Source organism: Bradyrhizobium sp. C9 (assembly GCF_002532045.1).
Taxonomy (GTDB): domain Bacteria; phylum Pseudomonadota; class Alphaproteobacteria; order Rhizobiales; family Xanthobacteraceae; genus Bradyrhizobium.
The window spans coordinates 1,027,974-1,049,514 of record NZ_NWTG01000001.1 but is presented as its reverse complement, the minus strand read 5'-3'; the positions used below and the strand labels follow the sequence as shown (position 1 = coordinate 1,049,514).

Here is a 21,541-nt window from a genome sequence, read left to right as displayed (position 1 = left end):
AGCCGGGCCGCGCATCCTTCGAGACGCCGCTTCGCGGCTCCTCCAGCGACAAAGGCGGAGCCTTTGCGCGGGGATGACGGGTTTGACACTCCGGCATCGTCGTTAATCCGGCACCACCGCGATGGCCTGGATTTCCACCTTGGCGCGGTCCTCGATCAGGCCGGCAACCTGGATCGCGGTCATTGCCGGAAAGCGGCGGCCGATCACGTCGCGATAGACCCCACCGATCTCCTTCAGCCGCGCGGAATATTCCTTGCGGTCGAGCAAGAACCAGGTCATCGACACGATGTGCTCTGGCCCGGCCCCGCCGGCTGCGGCAACCGCGACGATATTGCGCAGCGTCTGGCCAATTTGCGCCACGAGATCGTCGCTCTCGAACACGCATTGACCGTTCCAGCCGATCTGGCCGGCGATGAAGATCTGTTTGCCGCGCGCGGCCATGCCGTTGGCGTAGCCGATCGGCTTGGCCCATCCGTCCGGTTGCAGGATCTCGATCATCTCAATTGCCCTCGAAGGCGGGTTTCTGCTTGGCGGCGAAGGCATCGAAGGCGCGGCGGAAGTCGCCCGTCACCATGCAGATCGCCTGCGCCTGCGCTTCGGACTCGATCATCTCGTCGACGCCCATCGCCCATTCCTGATTGAACATCGTCTTCGTCACGCCATGCGCGAACCATGGTCCGTCCGCGAGCAAGCGCGCCAACTCTTGCGCGGCGGCGGCGAGCTCCGCCGGCGGCACCAGGCGGTTGTGGAAGCCCCACGCAAAGCCTTCGTCGGCGCTCATCGCGCGGCCGGTGTAGAGCAGATCGGCGGCACGGCCCTGCCCGATCACACGCGGCAACAAGCCGCACGCGCCCATGTCGGCGCCGGCAAGGCCGACGCGGGTAAACAGGAACGCGGTCTTGGCCTGCGGCGTCGCCAGCCGCAGGTCGGATGCCAGCGCCAGCATCGCGCCTGCACCGGCACAGATGCCGTCGATCGCAGCGACGATGATCTGCGGGCATTTGCGCATCGCGCGCACCACCTCGCCGGTCATCCGCGTGAAGGCGAGCAGGTCCGGCATCGCCATCCGCGTCAACGGCTCGATGATCTCGAACACGTCGCCGCCGGAGCAGAAATTGCCGTCGGCGCCGGTCAGCACGATGGCGCGGACATCGGAGGCGTATTTGAGGTTGGTGAAGAGATCACGCAGCTCCTCATAGGACTCGAAGGTCAGCGGGTTCTTCTTGTCCGGCCGGTTCAGCGTGATGGTCGCGACACGGCCGCTGGCATCGGTCTGCCACCGGAAGTGCTTTGCGGGATAATCCTTGAACGGACGGAGCTTTGCTTTCATGTCGGACATGAGTTGTTCCTTTACCCGGTAAAGACTTCGCCGCCGGCGACCGCGACGGCTTGTCCGTTGATTGACGATGCACCCTCGGACGCGAGCCAGAGGATGGTATCGGCGACCTCCTCCGGCGTGACCAGCCGCTGCATCGGATTGACCTTGGCGAGCGTGGCTCGCGCCTCCTGCTCGCTGCGCCCGGTTTTGGCGACGATGTTCGCAGCCGCATCCGCCACCAGCGGCGTGTCGGTGTAGCCGGGACACACCGCATTCACGGTGACGCCGCGCCGCGCGTATTCCAGCGCCAGCGAGCGCGTCAGGCCGACGACGCCGTGCTTTGCCGCGACATAGGCCGAGACATAGGCGTAGCCGGTAAGACCCGCGGTCGAGGCCACGTTGATCACGCGCCCCCGGGCACGCTGCGCCATCCCAGGCAGCACCGCCTTCGTCACCAGGAACACGCTGGAGAGATTGCTCGCCAGCATGTCCGCCCACAGCGCCACGCTCGTCTTGTCGAACGGCGCGCTGCCGGCTTTGCCCGCATTGTTGACGAGGATATCGATCGGGCCCGCCTCGGCCTCGATCTGCGCGATACCCTTGGCCACCGCAGCTTCATCGGTCACATCGATCGCGACAACAGCGCCAGCGCGCTCGCCGAGCAACGCCGTCGTCGTCTTCAGCGCGTCGATCCGGCGCCCGGCGACGCTGACGCGCACGCCGGCAGCCGCGAGTGCGATCGCCGTCGCAGCGCCGATGCCGGAGCCTGCACCAGTGACGAGCGCATGGGCGTTGGGCCAGAACCCTGTCATGCCTTCACTCCCGCGGCTACGCGTTCGAGATTGGCCTCGTATTGCGACTTGCTCGACAGATACTGCTTCGGCCAGGCGATCTGCTTGACGCCGATCTTCGCGGCCTCATGCAGCGTCCACGCGGGATCGGCAAGATGCGGCCGCGCGATGGCACAGAGATCGGCGCGTCCGGCGGCGATGATCGAATTGGCGTGGTCGGCCTCCGAGATCGCGCCGACCGCGATAGTGGCGATGCCGACCTCGTTGCGGATCTTGTCGGCGAACGGGGTCTGGTAAAGCCGGCCATAGATCGGATGATCGTCGGCCCAGACCTGGCCCGAGGAGCAATCGATCAGGTCGGCACCGGCCGCCTTGAACAGTTTTGCGAAGGCCAGCGCCTCCTCGGGTGTGTTGCCGCCCTCGGCCCAATCGTGACAGGACAGGCGGACCGACATCGGCTTGTCCTCCGGCCACACCGCGCGAACGGCGCGGAACACTTCCAGCGGATAACGCGCCCGGTTCTCGATCGATCCGCCATACTCGTCGGTGCGGCGGTTGGTCAGCGGCGAGAGGAAGCTCGACAGCAGATAGCCATGGGCGCAATGCAGCTCCAGAATATCGAAGCCGGCGCTAGCGGCGCGCCGGGCGGCGGCAACGAACTGGTCGCGCACATCGTCCATCTCGGCGCGGCTCATCGGCTCCGGGACCTGGCCGTCGGGCAGATAAGGCACCGCCGAGGCCGACACCAACGGCCAGTTATGGTCCGGCAGCGGTTCGTCCATGCCTTCCCAGGCGACGCGGGTCGAACCCTTGCGGCCGGCATGGCCGAGCTGGATGCCGATCCTGGCCTGCGAATTGCGATGCACGAACTCGACGATGCGCTTGTAGGCCGCGGCCTGTTCGTCGTTCCACAGGCCGCAGCAGCCGGGCGTGATCCGCGCCTCCGGCGAGACGCAGGTCATCTCGGTGAACAACAGGCCGGCGCCGCCGAGCGCGCGGGAGCCGAAATGCACCAGGTGGAAGTCGTTCGGCACTCCCTCCTCCGCCGAGTACGTCGCCATCGGCGAGACGATGATCCGGTTGTGCAGCGACAGGCCGCGGATGTGGAACGGCGTCAGCATCGGCGGGGTGACGCGGTCGTTGGTCGCCGGCACCCCGCTGCGCTCGGCGAACCAGCGCTCATAGCCTTCGAGCCAGGTCTTGTCGCGCAGCCGCAAATTCTCGTGGCTGATTCGCTGCGAGCGGGTCAGCAGCGAGTACATGAACTGCTCGGGCTCCAGCGTATCGGCATAGCGCGAGCCGACCACCTCGAACCACTCCATCGCATTGCGCGCGGCATTCTGGATCCGCGCCACATCGACCCGGCGCAGTTCCTCGTAAGCCTTGAGCACGGCGGGGATGCTGTCCTTGGTCGCGCCGTGGATCTTGAACTGGTTGGTCAGCTCGATCGCATCTTCCAGCGCGAGCTTGGTGCCCGAGCCGATCGCGAAATGCGCGGTGTGGGCGGCATCGCCCATCAACACGACATGGCTGTTGCCGTTGAACGCGGTCCACTTGCCGCAGATCAGCCGCGGAAACGACAGCCAGGCCGAGCCGCGCAGATGCCGCGCGTTGGAGACCAGATGATGCCCCTCGAGGATTTCCGCGAACACCTTCTCGCAGAACGCGATGGATTCTCCCTGCTCCATCTTGTCGAGGCCGTGGGCGAGATATGCTTCCTCGGTGGTCTCGACGATGAAGGTCGCCGCGCCCTCCTCGAACTTGTAGATGTGCGACTGGAACCAGCCGTGCTCGGTCTTGCGGAAGTCGAAGGTGAAGGCATCGAACGGCCGGTTGGTGCCGAGCCAGATATAGCGGTTCGGCCGCATCAGCATGTCGGGCTGGAAGGTCTCGGCATATTTGGCGCGGACCTTCGAGTTGACGCCGTCGCACGCCACGATCAGGTCGGCATCGGGGAACTCGATATCGGAATTGACCTCGCGCTCGAAGATCAATTCGACGCCGAGCTCCTCGGCGCGCGCCTGCAGGATGTTGAGCAGCCGCTTGCGGCCGATGCCGACGAAGCCGTGGCCGGTGGTGCGCATGCGGCGGCCCTTGATCAGGACCTCGATGTCATCCCAGTGGTTGAAGGCCTGCTCGATCGTGTCGGCGGTGACCGGGTCCCATTTGCGCATGTTGTCCATGGTCGCATCGGAGAACACCACGCCGAAGCCGAACGTATCATAGGGCCGATTGCGTTCGACCACGGAGATCCGGTGCGCGGGATCGAGCATCTTCATCAGGATGCCGAAGTAGAGCCCGGCCGGCCCGCCTCCAATGCAAACGATGCGCATGGCGTTCTCGCCTTTCCGTTTGAGCATGATCGCGTCGGAAAACCGGGTGCCACTTTTCCGAACCATGCTCTGGCTTCGGCCGGGGTCGGTTTTCCCGCCAGCCGATACCGCATATTATTTTATACTTAAAATAATTGTCAAGAGTAGTTGGCGCCCACCCACAACCGTCGTCCCGGCGCAGGCCGGGACCCATACGCCGCAGCAGATGTTGCCGGCGGGACTCGTCGTTCCGGCGACGCGCAACAATGACAAATTGTGGTTATGGGTCCCGGCCTGCGCCGGGACGACATCGAATATGAGGCGCTGCCGCAAGCCTGCATCGACATTCTTGCGACGCGCTTCGTCGCAAGCGTTCCCCGCAATGACGACAGCGGAGAGACGTCGCACCCGCGCCCTCAATGCACCGCGGCGTACAGGATCTTGTCCTGGGTCGCGTCCGCCGCGTCGAACTCGGCGACGATGCGGCCGGTGCGGGCGACCAGGATGCGGTCGGAGACGGCGAGGATCTCCGGCAGATAGGACGAAATCACCACCACCGCCTTGCCCTCGTCGGCGAGGCGGCGGATTTCGCCGTGGATGTGCGGGATGGTGCCGACGTCAACGCCGCGCGTCGGCTCGTCGAAGAAGATGATCGACGGCTCCTGCACCAACGTCTTGGCCAGCACCACCTTCTGCTGGTTGCCGCCGGACAGCTCAATGATCCTGGCCTTGCGCTGCAACGCGCTGATCTTGAGCCGGTCGACCCAGTAACTGGCGAGCTTGCTGCGCTTGGCGCGCGACAGTAGCAAGCTCCAGCCCTTCCGCGTCGCGAGGCTGCCGATGTAAACGTTGTCGTCGACCACCATGGTCTCGAAAAAGCCGTTGGCCTTGCGGTCCTCGGTGATGTAGGCGATGCCGTCATTGATCGCCTGCCGCGGCACGCGATAGCGGATCGGCTTTCCCCGCAACCGGATGGTGCCGCCATTGACCAGATTGCGCTTCAGCGCGCCGTAGACGATCTTGGCGATCTCGGTGCGGCCGGAGCCGATCAGGCCGGCGATGCCGACCACCTCGCCGGCATAGACCGAGAACGACATGTTCTTGACCGCCATGCCCATCGTGACGTTCTCGACCGTCAGCACCTTCTCACGACGCTGATGGGTCTTCGCCTTGCCGCCGTAGACCGCCTGCGCGACCTCGCGCCCGACCATGTGCTGCACCAGCGCGTCGCGGGTGAGCTGCTTGGCGGGCGCCGTGATCACCAGCTTGCCGTCGCGCAGCACGGTGATGCGGTCGGCGATCTGCAGCGATTCCTCCAGCGCATGGGAGATGTAGATGATCGAGACGCCGCGGGCGCGCAGGTCGCGTACCAGATGGAAGAAGTGGACGATCTCCTCCGGCGTCAGCGATGCGGTCGGCTCGTCGAAGATGATGATGCGCGCCTTGTTGTAGATCGCGCGCGCGATCTCCACCATCTGCTTCTTGGCGGTGCCGAGCAGCGCCACCGGCGTCGCCGGGTCGACATGGAAGTTCAGCGACTGCAACAGCTGCTGGGCCTGGATGTTCAGCGTGCGGAAGCGCGTCAGCAGCTTTTCGTTGCCGAGCTCGATGTTCTGCGCCGCGGTCATGGTCGGCACCAGGCTGGTCTCCTGATAGACCATGCAGATGCCGGCATCGAGCGCGTCGCGCGGCTGCTCGAAATTGGCAGGCTTGCCGTCCAGCAGATAGTCGCCGGAGGTGAGATTGATCGCGCCCGCGATCGCCTTGCACAGCGTCGACTTGCCGGCGCCGTTCTCGCCGACCAGTGCATGCACCTCGCCGGGATAGAGATCGAAATTGACCCCCTCGATGGCGTGGACACCGCCATAGATCTTGGAGCCGTTGCTGATCCGCAGCACCGGCTCGCGGGGTGCCGACTGAGTGGCGGGTGCCGCCTGCGTCACGCCGTCATTCATCGCAGCTCTCCCGTATAGCGCAGCAGCCGTCCGGCGCCGCGCGCCGCGATCACGATGCCCGAGGGCGTCGCACACGCGGCGGTAATGCCGTGGAAGCGGCCGCCGGCGCGGCTGTGCAGGCTGTCGCTGGCCTCGCCCTCGGCGTCGAGATGCACGAGCAGGCCATAGGAGCGCGGCGGCGCCCATGGCTTCTGGATACCGAGCGCCTTGACGCTGCCGATCTGCATCGGCTCCAGACAATCGCTGCCGCCGACCAGCGCCGGCGCGACCCAGTACTCGGGCGGCATCGTCGCCATCATCTCCTCGCGGAAATCGTCTTCCTTGAGCACGAACTCGATCAGATGGGTGCGGCGCGCGAACATGCCGAGCAGCAGCCCGCCATGGCCGTCCGGATGCAGCCGCGCCGGATAGCCCGGCATGTTGGCGGCGATGGTCTCGCGCGGACCAAGCGCGTTGCCGGCGAGCGCGAAGCGGCTGAGGCGATGCGCCCAGCTCTCGGTGAGCCACAGGCTGTTGCCGTCGGCGGAGACCATCACGCCATAGGGATATGGCAGATCGCGCAGCAACACCTGCGGATCGTCGAGGCCGGCGCCGCAGCTAATCAGGCGGCCGCCGGCGCGCTTTTCCATCAGATCGTGCCGCCACTCGCTCGGGCGGCGACCGGCGCTGCCCTCGACGGCATAAATGCGGCCATCGGGCGCCGCCGTAACCGATAACAACCCGGCGAGCGCGCCGCCGCCGGCGGCCTCCAGCCAGCGCGGCGCGGGCTTTGCAGGATCGATTGCGGCAAGTCCCCTGCCCGCGACACAGACCAAAAGGCGGCCGTCCGGATGCAGCGCGAGCCCGCCGGCATCATCCTCGAACTCGGTGACGACCGTACGGGTCGAGAAATCACCGCCGCTGAGTTTCAGCACCTGGCGACCGGCAGAGACATAGATCGCGCCGTCGCCCGCGGCGATCACATCGTCGACGCCCGGGAGCGGCTCGCCAATCGGCACGGCGGTGTCGAGCCGATCATTGGGGCTCATCGCACCATCGAGCGGCGGGATCGCGTTCTGGCCGCCATCGCGGTCGATGACGCTGCGGATATCCCGCAGCAGATGATCGAAAAATCCCATTACTTCGCCACCCTGCTTTTGGCGCCCCAATAGGCATCGTAGCCGGTCCAGCTGTCGTCGACGCCGTCGAGCTTGATGCGACCGATCCGGTTGTTCTCGAGCCCGCCGAGATAGAGATAGCCCTGGTGTTCGCGCATCGAGGTCAGCGTGGAGTGCGAGATGCCGGTCGGATCCCACCACGACTCCAGCGCCTCGCCCCGCTCGTTGAACTTCAGCACGCAGCCATGGTTCAGCGCGGGCGCCAGCCACTCGTCGGTCGGCACCTGCTTGACCATGCGCAGGCGGAAGCCGGGCTTTCGCGCGGCAAGGTCGAAGGTCGGCGTGCGGATGCCGACCAGCGCCAGCCAGTAGGTGCCGTCGGAAGCGCGGTTGATGTTGTCGGGGTTGCCCGGCAGCTCGTCCATCAGCACTTCGGTCTTGCCCTTGTTCGGGCCGTCGATCCAGTGGCGGAACACTTTGCACAGCGAGGTCGACGCGATCAGGATCGACTTGCCGTCGTGCGAGACGCAGATCCCATTCGGGAAATAGAAGTGGTTGATCACCGTGCGCGTGGTCTTGGTCGCCGGATCGTAGCAGACCACGCGGCCGTTCGGCCGGCCCTCGAGGATGTCGAGGGTGTTGGTGGTCATCTCGTAGCGCGTGGTGCAGTCGCTGAAATAGATCTTACCGTCGGGCGCGATGTCGAGGTCGTCGGCCATGCGCAGGCGGCTGTCGTCATTCAGCTTGTACCAGGTGCGGTTGGTCTCGTCGGTGACCTTGAAGATGCGGCCGTCGGGCGCGATGCCGTAGACGCCCATGCCGGCAACCGCGACGATCAGATTCTCGTCGCGATCGAACTGCATGCCGAGCGGCCGGCCGCCGATATGGGCGAACACCTCGCGGGTCTTGAAGTCCGGCCCGGAGAAGCGGATCACGTTGCCGTCACGGGTCGAGCCGTAGAGCCGCCCCTGACGATCGAGAATGACGTCTTCGGGGCCCTCGACCTGGTCGACGCCGATCGCCTGCGCGTTGATCAGGCGGTCGTTCTGCGCGTAGGGCGACGCCGCGCCCGGCTGCACTGCCGGCGCCGAGGCGAGCGGCACGAAGGCCGGATTGACATAGATCTTCTGGATCGCCTTGCCGCGGTTCTTCGACCATTTGACGTCGATGCCGACCGCGGCGAGCAGGATCATGCCTGTTACCGCCGAGGTGACGTAGCCCGGAATGCCCATGCGCACGAGGCCGTTGATCAACAGGAAGATGATCAGCGCGCCGATCATCGCCCGCCACACGGTGCCCTTGCCGCCGGCCAGCGACACGCCGCCGAGCACCACGGCGGTCAGCGCCTGGAATTCCCAGCCCACACCCGTGGTGGAATCCGTCGAGGCCTGGCGTGCCGCATAGAAGATGCCGCTCGCCGCACACAGCGTGCCCGACAGCACATAGGTCATGAACAGCATCAGGCGGACGCGGATGCCGGCGTGGCGCGCCGCCTTGCGGCTGGCGCCGATCGCGGTGAGATGCCAGCCATAGCGCGAGCGCGACAGGAAGATGTGGCAGATCAATAGCACCACGAACAGCGTCGCGGCATTGACGGGAATGCCGAGCACGCTGCCGCCGCCGATGAAGTCCCAGGCGTCGCTCTCGACCGAATTGGTCGCGAACACCTGGGCATAGCTGGTGTTGAGCAGATTGACCGAGGCGCGCAGGATGATCAGCGTCACCAGCGTGGTCAGGAACGGCCGCGTCTTCAGGAAGCCGATCAAAAAGCCGTTGATGCTGCCGAGCAGCGCGCCGACCAGAAGCGTCGCCGGCACCGCGAGGCCGACCGGCCATTCGCGCACCAAGAGGAAATAGAGCGCGGCGAAATTGCACAGCGCGAAGATCGCACCAACCGAAAGGTCGATGCCGCCGGTGACGAGGCAGAAGCCCATCGCGAGCGCGACGAAGCCGAATTCGGCGAACAGCCGCAGCAGCGACACCGAGTTCTGCACCGAGGCATAGTCGGGAATGGTGAGCGCGAAATACGCCCACAGCCCGATCATCACGGTGAAGGGAACGACCGGCTCGAACCACTGTTTCAGCAACAGCTCCGAGAGCAGGAGCCGGGGTGAGAACCGCCGCACCGATGCGGAAAAGGAATCAACTGCCATCGACATCGCCAAAGCACTCCTGATCCGGTTTCAGCGTTTTCCGGATTCTGACCCGTGATACAGCCGGCGCGGGGAATGCCCCCCGCGCCGGCTGTCTCGCGCCTTGTTAGTTTTTCTTGGGTAGCGCGAAGCAGGTGCCGCCGAGCGAGGCGTTCGACTTATCAATCCAGATCGGCCGCGTGTAATAGGACAGGTTCTTCGTGCCGGGCTTGTCGCCGGACATCAGCAGCGTCTCGGCTGCGAACATCAGGTCGTGCCCCTGCTCGGTCGCCTTGTAGCTGAGGAACTTGCTGAAATTGCCTGACGTGACCTGGTCGCAATCGAGCTGCGAGCCCTCGCCCGAGGCGAACACCTTCACATCGTCGATCTTGCCGGCATTGCGGATCGCCTGCGCGGCGCCCGATTCCATGATGCCCCAGAAGCCGATCGACGCGCAGAGATCGGGATGTTGCTGGATCACGGTGGCGGTGATGTTGAGCGCGGTGTTGGCATCCCAGTTCGCGGCCTGGTTCGACACCACCTTGATGTTGGGATCCTTGTTCAGGACATCCATGATGGCGCCGACCTGATCGACGCTGGCGGCTGCGGTCAATTCGCCCTGCACGATCTGCACCTTGCCCGATTTGCCGGAGCCGGTGCCGCAGGCTTTGACGGCTTCGTTCGCGAGCATCCTGCCGATCTCGCGCCAGTCGACGCCGACAAAGGCGCCGGACTTGTAGTTCGAGGCCATATTGACCTGGATCACATGGGTGCCCTGGGCCTCGGCGCGCTTCAGATCCTTCATCAGCAGCGTCACGCTCGGATTCTGCACGATCAGGACGTCGGGCTTCTGGTCGACCAGCGCAGTCAGCGCCTGCTGCATGGCCGACGGGTTGTTGTTGGGGTCGCGCACGATGTACTTCATGCCGCGCCACTCGGCCTCTTCCTGCACCACACGGCCCCATTCGTCGGACAGCGGCACGCCGAGCGCGATCGGCAGGTAGGCGACGGTCTTGCCCTGCAGCGACTTGTCGTAGGCGGCGCGCAGCTCGCGCCCGGCCTTGGTACCTTCCTCCTGCGCCGATGCCGCGAACGGCATCGCGGCGAGCGTCACCCCGGCGAGCAGGATCGTCCAGAACTTGGTCGTCTTCATCGTCTCCTCCACACAAAATTCTTTTGATTGATTGGATTTGTTTTTTGATTGGCGCGGCGCGTCGCCTTGTTTCAGTCTCCTTGCCGCGCGGTCTCCTCGTCGCGGGGATGCAGCCAGTTGTCGAGCACGATCGCGGCCAGCAGCACCACGCCCTTGATGATGTTCTGCACCTCGCTGTTGACGTCCATGATGGTGAAGGCGTTGAGCAGCGTGCCGATCAGGACGCAGCCGACCACCACGCTGAACACGCTGCCGCGGCCGCCGATCAGGCTGATGCCGCCGATCACGACGACCAGCACGACGTCGAAGATCATGGTGCCCTGGGTGATCGCCATCTGCATGCTGCCGGTGGTACCGACCCAGACCAGGCCAGCAATCCAGGCGAGCAGCGCAACCAACACGTGCTCCAGCACAATCAGCGGACGCAGCGGAATGCCGGTCAGCCGCGCGGCCTCCGGATTGTCGCCCTGCGAATAGATGAAGCGGCCGATCGAGGTCCGTGACAGGAACAGGTGCATGGCGATTGCGCAGACCGCGAACACCAGGATCGGAACCGGGATGCCGAACAGCCGTCCGGCGCCGAGATACATCAGGCCTGGCGCATCCTTCGGCGCGTAGACCACCCAGGCCGGCGCGATCCAGAACGCGAGGCCATAGATCACGAAGCCGGCAGCCAGCGTCACGAACAGCGCCGGCGCCTCGACGAAGGCGACCATGACGCCGTTGACGACGCCGATCAGCACCGCAATGGCCAGCGCCAGCAGCACTGCCGTGAAAACGGGCATGCCGTTCTGCATGTAGATCAGCGCGATCGCCCAGGAACCCGCCATGATCGCGACCTCGGAGAGGTCGATGCCGCGGCTGATCACGATCAGCCCCATGCCGAGGCCGAGCACGCCGAGGATGGAAATACTGCGCAGCAGATTCAGCAGATTGGAGACGGTGGCGAAGCCGTTCAGGGTCAGGCCAAACACGACAAGAAGCGCGATCGTGATCAGGAGCACGATCTGCTCCTGGCTCGGCTTTGCGAACATTGAGCCCGAGCGAGATGATGCCGCAGGGACAGCAACGCCGCGCGATGGCGACTGCACGCTCATCGTTTCCTCCAGGTATTATTTTGCTTGAGACTTTAAGAGTGCCAACTCATATTCGTCAAATGCATTCGACGGATACGGATTGATTATTTCCATGCATGTACGCGATATCGATCTGAACCTGTTCGTCGTGTTCGACGCGATTTACACCGAGGGCGGCGTCAGCCGCGCCTGCTTCCGCCTCAATCTGACCCAGCCCGCAGTGAGCCATGCGCTGAGCCGGCTGCGCGCAATGTTCAACGATCCGCTGTTCGTGCGCCGCCATCACGTGATGACGCCGACCCCGCTGGCGCGTCAGATCATCACCACGGTACGCCAGGCGCTCAATGGCCTGGAGACGACGCTGACCCACACCAATCGGTTCGATCCAGCCAAGACGCCGAAGCGGTTCGTGATCGGCCTGCGCAACAATCTGGAAGCGCCGATGCTGAGCGCGCTGATCAACCGGATCAGCACCGTCGCGCCGCTGGTCGAGATCGCGACCGTCCGCAGCGAGCGCAACAATCTGGAGCGCGAGCTTGCCGCCGGCACGCTGGACGTCGCGATCGATACGCTGCTGCCGCTCTCGACCGAGGTGCGGCGCGAGCAGATCCTGACCGAGCATATCGCGGTTTTCGCCCGGCGCGGCCATCCCGAGCTCGGCGCGCGGCTCGACAAGAAGGCGTACCTGCGCCTGGAACACGTCTGCGTGACGTCGCGGCGCAGCGGCCTGTCGTTCGAAGACTTCCAGTTCCAGCGGCTCGGCCTGACGCGCACCGTGCGCCTGACTTGCCAGAACTTCGCGACCGCCTGCCATGTCGTGAGCCGCAGCAACATGCTGCTCACGGCATCTGAGAGCGCCGCCTCCGTGCTGGAGGATCCCGGTCTGTTGCAGTGCTTCCCCTGCCCGTTCCCGATCAGCCCGCACGTCAATTATCTCTATTGGCACGCCACCGCCGAGGGCGACACCACCAACCAATGGCTGCGTGAGCAGCTGCGCGCCGCTGCGGCGCTGCTCGCCGGCAGTCGCTTCAGCAAGAAGAACCGCCGTACGGCCAGGACGCGCCCCAAGGTGGGCATCCCAGTCCCGACCAGCCTCGCCGCCGAATAGCAGCGGTATTCCTATTGATTCACCAGCCGGCACTTGGACGTGGACAATGGCTGAAAGGCTTCAGCCGCTGGGATGGTCTCCTTCACCGTATAATAGTCCCATTTCTGCTTGACGTCGGCCGGCGTCTTCACCTGGACGAGATACATGTCGTGGATCATGCGGCCGTCCGCGCGGATCCTGCCATTGCGCGCGAACATATCGTCGATCGGCATCGACTTGAGTCGCTGCATCACAGCCGCCGCGTCGTCGGTCTTAGCCGCCTGCACGGCCTTCAGGTAATTGGTCACGGCGGAATAGGCACCGGCCTGCACGAAGTTTGGCATCTTCCCGACCTTGGCAAAGAAGCGCCGGCTCCATTGCCTCGAGCGGTCGTCGAGGTCCCAGTAGAACGGTTCGACCAGAAGCATACCCTGCGTTGCCGCCGCGCCGAGCGCGTTGACCTCGGTGATCGTACCGACCAACGGCACGATGGTCTGACCCGGCGTGATGTTGAAATCCCTCGCAGCCGTGATGGAGTTCAGGAGATCGGCGCCGGCGTTGGCGAACCCGATCACCTTGGCCTTCGAGGCTTGTGCCTGCAGCAGGAAGGACGACAGGTCGGTGGTGCTGATCGGGTGATAGACCGTGCCGAGCACCGTGCCGCCGGAGCGCGCAATGGCTTCCGAAGCTTCCGCCACCAAGGATTTACCCAGTGCGTAGTCGACGGCGACGAAATACCAGGTCCCCAGGCCCAGCGACTTCACCAACCGGGCCTGACCGTTGGTGAACGAATAAGTGTCCCAGGTATAGCTGATCGTGTTGGGCGAGCACTGCTCATTGGTGAGCCGCATTGAGCCGGAGCCGGTGACGATCAGCATCCGTTTTTTGGTTTCCGCGACGCTCGACACCGCCAGCGCGACACCGGAATTGATGACATCGGTGATCAGGTCGACGCCGCCAGTATCGTACCATTGCCGCGCAATGCCGGTGGCGACATCCGGCTTGTTCTGGTGATCCGCGGAGATCAGCTCCACCTTGAACGGCGGCTTCTCCTGCTCGACGAAATCGTCGATCGCCATCTGCGCGGCCGCAACTGCACCCGCACCGGCAAGGTCGGAAAACACGCCGCCCATGTCGGTGAGAACGCCGATCTTGACGGTGTCGTCGGAAATCCCCGTCGTCTCCGCCAACGCACCCGTGGATCCCGCGGCCAGCATTGCGGCAACCAACCTTCCAATTAGATTCCGAATCCTCATGACAACCTCCCCGTTTTGACGCGGCTTCGGCGCGCCTTTCTTGTGTGTGGCGACGCGAACTATTCGGCGGCCGTCGGCTTCATGTCATTGCGACGCAGATTGCGCCGGGCCCAGACGGCGACCTCCTGCATCGTCGTCTGCGTTTCCGGGAGGAACGGGAAGATCGGATAGACGTGGACCGAATCCTCGACGATCCGCAACGTCACATCGACGCCGGCCTTCTCGGCGCGCTCGGCCAGCCGCGTGGCATCGCTGAGCAGCACCTCGCCATGGCTTGCGGTGACGAACAGCGGCGGCAGCCCAGTCAGATCGCCGAACAGCGGCGACACCAGCGGGTCGGTTGGCTCGTGTCCCTGGAAATACGACGCACCCATAAAGGTGAGCAGGTCGCGGTTGGCGGCGGGATCGTCGCCGTTGAAAGCACGAATCGTCGGGCCTGACAGGGTCAGGTCGGCGAATGGCGCCACCGAGAGGATCGCCGCCGGCAACGGATCGCCCGCGTTCCGGAGCGCCAGGACGAGCGCAACGGCCATGCCGCCGCCCGCGGATTCGCCGGAGACCAAAATCGAGCTTGCAATGACGCCACGCGCCAGCAATCCGCGATAGGCCGCCACCGCATCGTCGATCGCGGCGGGATACGGATGCTCTGGCGCGAGTCGGTAGTCCACCGTGTAACAGACACCATCTACCGCCGCGGCAAGGCGGCTTGCGTATTCCAGCGAGCCCTTGGCAGAACCGATCAAATAACCCCCGCCGTGGAAATGCAGCACGACATTGCCGCGTGGCGCATTCGGCGCCGCGACGCGCCAGGCCTTGACGTCGCCCAGTTCGTCCTCCACCGCGGTGGTGTCCGTGGGCAGCGGGAAGTTCGTGGTGAGGAAGCGGTCGTAGGCCTCGCGCAATCCGTCATGTCCGCGCGCCACATCTTCGGGCCGAAAGGCGAATTTCCAGAGATCGAAGGCGCGCTGTCCCTCGGGACGGCGCAAGCGCTTGCCTTCCCGCAAGCCCGTGACATTGAGCACCTCGCCGGGCGCTTCCTCCGTGGCTTTCACGACATCATAATCCCACGCGAGACCCCAACTGGTCTCGGCGAGCGGATCGATGCGCGCCATGCCCTTCCATCGGCCGTTGCGATCCCGTATGCGGTTGGCCTCGGTCTCATGCATCAGCTTGACCACGGCGCGCGCGCCGGCCTGGATGCGCGTGGTGCGCGGCAGCCGCCGCTGCTCGTATTCCTTCAGCGCGCCCGGCACATCGTCCTGCCGACGCGACAGCACGCGCGCAAGCGTCCAGGCGTCCTCGATGCTCTGGCCGGCGCCCGCTGCTAGAAACGGCACCATCGGATGGGCTGCATCGCCAAGCAGAGTGATACGGCCGGAGCTCCAGCTGTCGATCGGATCGCGATAATACATGCCGGTGATGAAGGCGCTCCGGCACTGCTCGAGCATCTTGCGTGCGCGCGGCTCGGCGTCCTCGAAGGAGCGCAGCATCTCGGAAGTGTCGCCGCTCTCGTCCCAGGATTCGCGCGTCACCTCTTGCGCGGGTACCGAGGCGAGGATGCTGTAGAGATTTTTCGGCCGCACCCAATAGGTGATCAAAGTCCGGCCGGGGCCGAACCAGTAATTGCCGCGCTCCTCCAGATCGAGCCCTTCGAGACGCTCTGCTGGAATCAGCGAACGCCACATCAGGATGTTGGCAAAGTGTTTCTGCTCCTGTCCCCGCAAATGCTGGCGTACCACCGAATGGATGCCGTCGCAGCCGACCAGCACGTCGCCGCGCACGGTCTCGCCATTAGCAAGCTTCGCCTCGACGCCGCCCGCGTCCTGTGACACCGCCACGCAGCGGGCGCCGAGCCGCTTGGACTCCGCCGGCACCGCATCGGACAGAATCTGCACCAAATCCGCGCGATGGATGTTGTACATCGGCGCCCCGTAGCGCCTGGCGGCCTCGTCGCCCAGCGGAGCCTGGTACATCATCTTGCCGGAGCGCAGGTCGCGATAGTCATAAGACTGCGGCTTCACGCCGACGCTGCGGATCGCGGTCTCGAGCCCAAGCTCGCGTAGCACGATCGCTGCGTTGGCAGCGATCTGGATGCCGGCCCCGATCTCGCTCAGCCCTTTGGCCTGCTCCAGCACAAGCGCGTCAACGCCTTGATGACGCAGCGCAATCGCAGTAGTCAATCCGCCGATACCGCCACCCGCAATGAGCACCCGCATGGTTTGTCTCCGCCCTATGGTCAAATTAAGTGATTTAGCTTAAATTAGGTCAGGATCAGTTCGCATGTCAAGCAGGCGAAGAACCACGCGCGCAAGTTCGGAAGAAACGCGGAACCAGATCAAGGTCGCGGCACAATTGCTGTTTGCCCGGTACGGCGTCGACGCGGTCACCGTGCAGCAGATCGTGGATGCCGGAGGGCAGCGCAACAACGCAGCCCTGCACTACCATTTCGGCTCCAAGGAGGAATTGATCCGCCAGATGGTGGTCGACGGCGCCACCGTGCTCGACGGGCGTCGACGCGAGATGCTGGACGAGATCGAGGCGCGCGGGGGCCCCAAGAGCATCCGGGAGGTGCTGCTGGTGCTGGTCATGCCCGTCATCGAACTCGGCGACGACGAACGTTGGCGCGGATATATCCGCTTCACCACGAACCTGCAGGCCTCGGATCCGAAGGCGCTGCGTGACGCGCTCAACGGCCGTTGGAATGCGAGCTATGTCGCGTGCTTCAACTACCTGAAGACGATGCTTCGTCTGCCCGCGCCGATCGTGGAACAGCGCCTTTCAATTTTCGCAATCTACGCCAACGCGATCCTGTCGGCGCACGAAGCCGCCGTCGAGTCGCGCAACACCAAGAGCAGCCGTCTTTGGGGGCAACCGTTCACGATCGAGAATATCCTCGATACGCTCGAGGCTACGCTCACCTGCCCGCTCTCGCAGATCACCTCGTCGAAGCTGCCGGCAGGTTAAGGCGCTTCACTCACATTCCGCTCAAGCCGCTATCCACCGCGAGCGTCTGCGCGGTGACGTAGACGCTTTCATCCGACATGAAGAACAGCACCGCATAGGCGATCTCCCACGCCGTCGCCTGGCGGCCGAACGGCACGTGGCCCTTGCCGCGCGACGGCCGGCCCGCACCGGCCTCGCGGCCGTTCGGGGTGTCGACCAGCCCGGGATAGACCAGGTTGGCGCGGATGCCGCGCCGCGCGCCGGTATGCGCGATGTTGCGCATCAGGCCACCGAGTGCGGCCTTGGAGGAATCATAAACCGCCATCTGCGATCCCGCCTTCAGCGCCGCGATCGAAGAGATGAAGACGATCGAACCGCCATCAGCGAACTTCGGCAAGGCGGCGCGGCAGCACAGCATCGGACCGCGGACGTTGACATCGTAGATCCTGTTCCATTGCTCGGCGCTGACATTGTCGAGCCCGGTCTTGCCGAAGGTACCGATGTTCAGCACCATGCCGTCGAGCCCGCCCATCGTGAGGTGCGCCTCGGCGATCATCCTGATGACGTCGGCCTCCTTGGTGACGTCGGCAGCGATCGCGAAGGCTCGGCCGCCGTCGGCCGCGATGCGCGCGACCGTGTCCTCGGCAGAGGCGCGGTTGAGGTCGGCGACCGCGACATGGGCGCCCTCGCGCGCGAACAGCAGGCTCATCGCGCGGCCGTTGCCGACCGGGTCGGTCGCGGCATCGAACACGCGCTGGCCGCCACCGACCACCAGGATGCGGCGGCCAGTGAGCCGCCCCCTGCCCGGCGCGGTACCCGACGATTCCGCACTCAGCGGGCGGACATAGCGCTCCGGCTTGGAGTCTTGCGAGCTCCCTTGCGAAGTCTCCGACATCCCATCAACCCCGCTTCTTGCCGCCCTCATACACGGCCATGCCGGCGGCCGGATCAAGATCGGTCTCGGTCGCCTCCGTCAGCCGTGCCATCATCATGTAGAAGCCGAGCGTGACGATCGCCTCGACGACCTCCTGATCGCTGAAATGCTTGCGCATGCCGGCGAAAGCCGCCTCGCCGACGCGGACCTTCTCGACCACCTCGCGGCCGAAGCCGAGCAGCGCCCGCTCGGCCGCATTGAGCGCGGCATCGGTGTAATTGGCGCGCTCAACGGCATCGATCTGCGCCTGGGTGACGCCGACGCCGAGCGCGATCGGCACATGCTGGCGCCACTCATAGGCGCCGCCCTCGAGTTGCGCGGCCTGCAGGATCAGCAGCTCGCGGTGGACCGCCGACAGCTTCTGCTTGTGCAGGATCGAATTGCCCAGCCGCATCAGTGGCATCGCATTGGCCTCGGCATGGGCCATCATGCGGAAGATGTTGAGCTTGACCGGCATGCGGTCGAACGCGGCGCGGATGTCGCCGCTCGCGGTGTCCGGATCAATCAAAGGCAGCCTTGCCACGCGTCTCTCCCTTTTTTCGTTGCTTCTTGTCCGATGTGCCTGCGTCCTTTGCCGCAATCAGCGACAGGAAAAACGCGAGATAGCGGTCGATCGCCTCGATCACCTTCGGTCGTGGCGAGGCCTGCGCGCCCATCACATAATGTTCGAGCCTGACATAGATCAGGCCCGCCGCGAACAGCCGCGCCGCCTCGCGCGGGTCCGTGGTCGAGATCAGTCCGGCGAGCGCGAAGCCGCGGAAATAGTCCGTCATCAGATTTTGTTCGCGCGCATAGAAATGGTCGGCGAACTTGGCGCGGATACCGGGCACACGGTTGCGCTCGGCGGTGATGACCTTCTGGAACTGATGCTCGCGCGGATCCGACCATTGTTCAACGAGGTCGAGCGCGAACTGGCGGCAGAACGCCGCCGGCTGCCGCGCGAGCTGCCGGTAGCGCGGCGCCTCGAGCCGGTCGGCCGAACTCGCCGGACCGTGCTCGCTGACGATCGCCTCGAGGATCGCGGCCTTGCCCGGAAAATGATTGTAGAGGCTGCTCTCGCGGATGCCGACGCGACGCGCAAGCTCGCGCATCGACGCGCCGCCATAGCCGCTTTGCGCGAACAGGCTGAGCGCCTCGCTGAGGATGCGCTCGCGGGTGGAGGTCACGACCGCCTCGGCCGCGCTGGATGTGGAAGCCGCCATGGCGCCTTGACTAGCGAACGATCGTTCGTTAGTCAACGTACGAACGATCGTTCGCCTGTACGGCGGCAGTCACGGCCCGTACGCCGCGCAGGCGGCGGGCGAAGTATTCGCGTTTCAACTCCGCTCCGAAGAGGCGGAGAGCAATCTGGGGAGATTCCGTCATGGCGCGCCTCGACCGCTCTCATTTGCGCGCGGCGTTTTTGCTGCTGCCGCTGATCGCCGCCGGCGCCGCACAGGCCGAGAGCCCGAAATACGATCCAGGCGCCGACGACAAGACGATCAAGATCGGTACCACCGCGCCGCTGTCCGGCCCCGTCTCGGCCTTTGCGCAGATCGCGAAATCGGCGGAGGCCTATTTCCGCAAGGTGAATGACGAGGGCGGCATCAACGGCCGGCGGATCCAGATGATGATCGCCGACGACGCCTATAGCCCGCCGAAAACGGTGGAGCAGACGCGTCGCCTGGTCGAAAGCGACGAGGTGCTGTTGATCTTCGGCGGCGTCGGTACGCCGACCAACAGCGCCGTGCACAAATATCTCAACGACAGGAAGGTGCCGCAGCTCTTCCTCGGCTCGGGCGCGGCGAAGTGGGACGATCCGAAGAACTTTCCGTGGACCGTCGGCTGGCAGCCGACCTATCGCGACGAGGCAATCGCCTACGCCAAATACATCAAGGCGAGCCACCCGAACGCCAAGGTCGGTGTGCTCTATCAGAATGACGACCTCGGCAAGGACTATCTGAAGGCGCTGGAGGAAGGCCTCGGCAGCACCGAGGCGATCGTGGCGCGCGCGGCTTACGAGACCACCGCCCCCACCGTCGATACGCAGATCCTGCTGCTCAAGAGCAGCGGCGCCGACGTCGTGCTGGTCGCGGCGACGCCGAAATTTGCAGCGCAGGCGATCCGCAAGATCGGCGAGATCGGGTGGAAGCCCACCACCATCATCTCCAACGTCTCGGCCTCGATCAGCGGCGTGCTCGAACCCGCCGGAAAGGACAATTCCGCCGGCGTGATCTCGAGCCAGTACCTGAAGGACTCCACCGACCCGGCGCTGAAGGACGACGCCGGCTACAAGGAATGGCTCGCCTTCATGGACAAATATCTGCCCGACGCCAACAAGAGCGACTGGCTCAATGTCTACGGCTACACCATCGCGCAGACGCTGGCGGCGGTGCTGAAAGCCGCCGGCAACGACCTTACCCGCGCCAATGTGATGAAGCAGGCGACCGGCATCAGGGATCTGCATCTGCCGATGCTGATCAACGGCACGGCAGTCAGCAATTCGCCGGAGCGGTATACGCCGATGACCAGCCTGCAACTGATCCGCTACGACGGCACGCGCTGGGTGCCGTTCGGCGACCTCATTAAGAACTGAGCACCGTATGCACCAGATCACGATCGGCAGCATGCGGATCGATCGGCTGGTCGAGATCCCATCGCTCGCCTTCGACAAGACATGGCTGTTCGCCAATGTCACCGACGAGGTAATCGCCGCGAACCGAAGCTGGCTCGATCACCGCTATATCGAGCCGGAGACCGGTCGCTTCATCCTGAGCCACCACTCCTATCTGGTGCGGACGCCGCGCTGGACCGCGGTCGTCGACACCTGCTGCGGCAATCACAAGCCGCGACCGCGCGTGCCGGCCTGGAATAATCTCAACCAGCCCTATCTGGAAAACCTGGCCGCGCTCGGCGTACGGCCTGAGCAGGTCGACTTCGTGATGTGTACGCATCTGCACGTCGACCACGTCGGCTGGAACACGCGGCTGATCAACGGGCGCTGGGTACCGACCTTTCCGAAGGCGCGCTATCTGATGGGGCGCGCCGAGTTCCGGCATTGGCAGGCCGCGCACCGGGCGACCCCGCCGACGCCGGTCAATCACGGCTCGTTCGAGGATTCGGTGCTGCCCGTTGTCGCGGCCGGTCAGGCCGAATTCGTCGAGACCGATCACCTGCTGTTCGACGACCGCGACGCGGGCCTGCGCTTTGCGCCGGCGCCGGGCCACACCGCCGGCAACATGCAGATCCATCTCGACGGCGGCGGCGATCATGCCGTGATGTCGGGCGATGTGATCCATCATCCGATCCAGTGCGCGGAGCCGTGGCTGTCGAATGCCGCCGATGTCGATCCCGCGGCAGCGCTCGCCACCCGCGTGACGCTGCTGGAGCAATTGGCGGATACGCCGAGCTACCTCTTGACTGGGCACTTCCCTGCCCCGACCGCGGGCCGCGTGGTCCGGCATGGCGAGGCCTTCAGGTTCAGGTTCAGGTTCGAGGATTGAGCGGA

Annotated in this window: 18 protein-coding genes; 4 read left to right on the top strand and 14 right to left on the bottom strand. The window is 64.9% G+C overall.

The features are described 5' to 3' along the window. Positions 1 to 102 precede the first annotated feature (102 nt). The 9 genes from CO675_RS04555 to CO675_RS04515 all read right to left on the bottom strand — a co-directional run bounded on the left by CO675_RS04555 (position 103) and on the right by CO675_RS04515 (position 11,855). Entirely contained in the window at positions 103 to 498 is a 396-nt protein-coding gene (locus CO675_RS04555; RefSeq protein ID WP_097670766.1) for a RidA family protein, read from the bottom strand. A gap of 1 nt (position 499) precedes the next feature. Then, on the bottom strand, positions 500 to 1,339 hold the full coding sequence (locus CO675_RS04550; RefSeq protein ID WP_097670765.1) for an enoyl-CoA hydratase family protein: 840 nt from the start codon (positions 1,337 to 1,339) through the stop codon (positions 500 to 502). Between the two features lie 11 nt (positions 1,340 to 1,350). Continuing rightward, positions 1,351 to 2,130, bottom strand: a complete 780-nt coding sequence (locus tag CO675_RS04545) for an SDR family NAD(P)-dependent oxidoreductase (protein WP_097670764.1) — start codon at positions 2,128 to 2,130, stop codon at positions 1,351 to 1,353. Further along, entirely contained in the window at positions 2,127 to 4,442 is a 2,316-nt protein-coding gene (locus CO675_RS04540) for a bifunctional salicylyl-CoA 5-hydroxylase/oxidoreductase (RefSeq protein WP_097670930.1), read from the bottom strand. The genes CO675_RS04545 and CO675_RS04540 overlap by 4 nt, the downstream gene beginning before the upstream one ends. Positions 4,443 to 4,837: 395 nt before the next feature. Further along, positions 4,838 to 6,376: a sugar ABC transporter ATP-binding protein gene (locus tag CO675_RS04535; RefSeq protein ID WP_097670763.1), complete on the bottom strand. Its 1,539-nt coding sequence runs from the start codon at positions 6,374 to 6,376 to the stop codon at positions 4,838 to 4,840. Further along, positions 6,373 to 7,494 carry an SMP-30/gluconolactonase/LRE family protein gene (locus CO675_RS04530; RefSeq protein WP_097670762.1) on the bottom strand — a complete coding sequence of 374 codons (1,122 nt, stop codon included), beginning with the start codon at positions 7,492 to 7,494 and terminating at the stop codon, positions 6,373 to 6,375. The genes CO675_RS04535 and CO675_RS04530 overlap by 4 nt, the downstream gene beginning before the upstream one ends. Further along, positions 7,494 to 9,632, bottom strand: a complete 2,139-nt coding sequence (locus CO675_RS04525; RefSeq protein WP_097670761.1) for an ABC transporter permease — start codon at positions 9,630 to 9,632, stop codon at positions 7,494 to 7,496. The genes CO675_RS04530 and CO675_RS04525 overlap by 1 nt, the downstream gene beginning before the upstream one ends. 100 nt (positions 9,633 to 9,732) lie before the next feature. Beyond that, positions 9,733 to 10,758 carry a sugar ABC transporter substrate-binding protein gene (locus CO675_RS04520; protein ID WP_097670760.1) on the bottom strand — a complete coding sequence of 342 codons (1,026 nt, stop codon included), beginning with the start codon at positions 10,756 to 10,758 and terminating at the stop codon, positions 9,733 to 9,735. 71 nt (positions 10,759 to 10,829) lie between these two features. Next, entirely contained in the window at positions 10,830 to 11,855 is a 1,026-nt protein-coding gene (locus tag CO675_RS04515) for an ABC transporter permease (RefSeq protein WP_245452627.1), read from the bottom strand. Between the two features lie 91 nt (positions 11,856 to 11,946). Between CO675_RS04515 and CO675_RS04510 the strand changes: the two genes are divergently transcribed. Next, positions 11,947 to 12,942 (top strand): LysR family transcriptional regulator, encoded by a 996-nt coding sequence (locus tag CO675_RS04510; protein WP_097670758.1) that lies wholly within the window; start codon positions 11,947 to 11,949, stop codon positions 12,940 to 12,942. A gap of 11 nt (positions 12,943 to 12,953) precedes the next feature. Here the strand turns inward: CO675_RS04510 and CO675_RS04505 are convergent, their stop codons facing one another. Next, complete coding sequence (locus tag CO675_RS04505) at positions 12,954 to 14,177, bottom strand: ABC transporter substrate-binding protein (protein WP_349644014.1); 1,224 nt, start codon at positions 14,175 to 14,177, stop codon at positions 12,954 to 12,956. Between the two features lie 59 nt (positions 14,178 to 14,236). After that, positions 14,237 to 16,393, bottom strand: coding sequence for an alpha/beta hydrolase fold domain-containing protein (locus CO675_RS04500; protein WP_097670756.1), 2,157 nt, complete (start codon positions 16,391 to 16,393; stop codon positions 14,237 to 14,239). A gap of 64 nt (positions 16,394 to 16,457) precedes the next feature. Here CO675_RS04500 and CO675_RS04495 point away from each other — a divergent pair, with 64 nt between their 5' ends. Then, a complete protein-coding gene (locus CO675_RS04495) occupies positions 16,458 to 17,141 on the top strand; it encodes a TetR/AcrR family transcriptional regulator (protein WP_097670755.1) in 684 nt (227 codons plus the stop codon). Between the two features lie 10 nt (positions 17,142 to 17,151). Here CO675_RS04495 and CO675_RS04490 read toward each other — a convergent pair whose 3' ends face one another. The 3 genes from CO675_RS04490 to CO675_RS04480 are packed head-to-tail and all read right to left on the bottom strand — an operon-like array spanning position 17,152 to position 19,256. Beyond that, positions 17,152 to 18,015, bottom strand: a complete 864-nt coding sequence (locus CO675_RS04490; protein WP_245452625.1) for an SDR family NAD(P)-dependent oxidoreductase — start codon at positions 18,013 to 18,015, stop codon at positions 17,152 to 17,154. A 4-nt stretch (positions 18,016 to 18,019) separates the two neighbouring features. Further along, entirely contained in the window at positions 18,020 to 18,577 is a 558-nt protein-coding gene (locus tag CO675_RS04485; protein WP_097670753.1) for a carboxymuconolactone decarboxylase family protein, read from the bottom strand. Next, a complete protein-coding gene (locus CO675_RS04480; protein ID WP_097670929.1) occupies positions 18,555 to 19,256 on the bottom strand; it encodes a TetR/AcrR family transcriptional regulator in 702 nt (233 codons plus the stop codon). The genes CO675_RS04485 and CO675_RS04480 overlap by 23 nt, the downstream gene beginning before the upstream one ends. Positions 19,257 to 19,417: 161 nt before the next feature. Between CO675_RS04480 and CO675_RS04475 the strand changes: the two genes are divergently transcribed. Both CO675_RS04475 and CO675_RS04470 read left to right on the top strand, forming a co-directional pair. Next, positions 19,418 to 20,629 (top strand): ABC transporter substrate-binding protein, encoded by a 1,212-nt coding sequence (locus tag CO675_RS04475; protein ID WP_097670752.1) that lies wholly within the window; start codon positions 19,418 to 19,420, stop codon positions 20,627 to 20,629. Between the two features lie 7 nt (positions 20,630 to 20,636). Then, on the top strand, positions 20,637 to 21,536 hold the full coding sequence (locus CO675_RS04470; protein ID WP_097670751.1) for an MBL fold metallo-hydrolase: 900 nt from the start codon (positions 20,637 to 20,639) through the stop codon (positions 21,534 to 21,536). Positions 21,537 to 21,541 lie beyond the last annotated feature (5 nt).